The following is a 958-nucleotide window of genomic DNA, read 5'->3' on the forward strand; positions in this document are numbered from 1 at the left end:
GATTCCAAGCGACTTAAGCCGCTTCCAAAAGCTCAAATTGGAGCGCTTCGCTAAAGGCTTATCTGCTCTTGAGAACAATACAAACCCTCCAAGACAGCTGTTCAAACAATACATACAAGAAACGAAGCTTTTTGATGAGCTAAAAACGAGTGGCCTAAGCCAAGACGCTAGTGACGAGCAAGTTAGGACGGTCAAAAACCTGATGGCCTTTATGGCAGAAAGCCGTACAGAAAACGCAAACGCCTTGTTAAATGAGCTCGCAGCGCTCGAAGAAAGAACACAAATCCAGCATGCTCAAGGTATACACATTACAAGTATGCATCGCGCTAAAGGGCTGGAATGGGAGCATGTAGTTTTGCCTGGGCTTTCTGAAACGACCTTTTTCAGTTCAAGTGGCAGAAAAGAGATTAGCCCCCAAGATATCGCTAGTGAGCGACGCTTGATTTATGTCGCCATGACTAGAGCAAAGCAATCACTCCTCATGCTATGTCCTAAATCAGACAGCAAAGACGGTCTACGCTTTTTACATGAAATGCAAAGTGAGTCAGCACTGCACATTGCGAGATCTATCGAGCGACAACAAAACACTGCACAACTTAAAACGCTCGCAAGCAAGACCTTGCAAAGATACGCTGATACTTTTTCAATTATGCTTACCACGCCTAGCAAGGCTGAGCGCCCAACCTTGAGCAACTTTGATCAAGCAATTTGGCAAGCGGACATCATTGAACATAAATCAATGGGTAGAGGTCGTGTCGTTCAAGAAGAAGGGGAAACGTTCACGGTACAATTTGATGACAATGAACGGCGAGTTTTCTCAAAACGCTACGCAGATAAGATGTTCGCGCTCACCGACTAAACACAAGAACTTTCCGTCATAGTAACTGACGAATTGATCCTTGGTTATCTATAGCAACAGAAGTAAATCGACCTTCTGTGACTTTGATATTCACATTGC

Annotated in this window: 1 protein-coding gene; it reads left to right on the forward strand. The window is 44.4% G+C overall.

Annotation, left to right across the window (positions count from 1 at the left end):
* Positions 1-859: 3'-5' exonuclease (locus A3739_RS18065; RefSeq protein WP_197472415.1), on the forward strand; the 859-nt coding region annotated here is incomplete at its 5' end.
* Positions 860-958: the final 99 nt, after the last annotated feature.

Source organism: Oleiphilus sp. HI0067, from assembly GCF_001635735.1.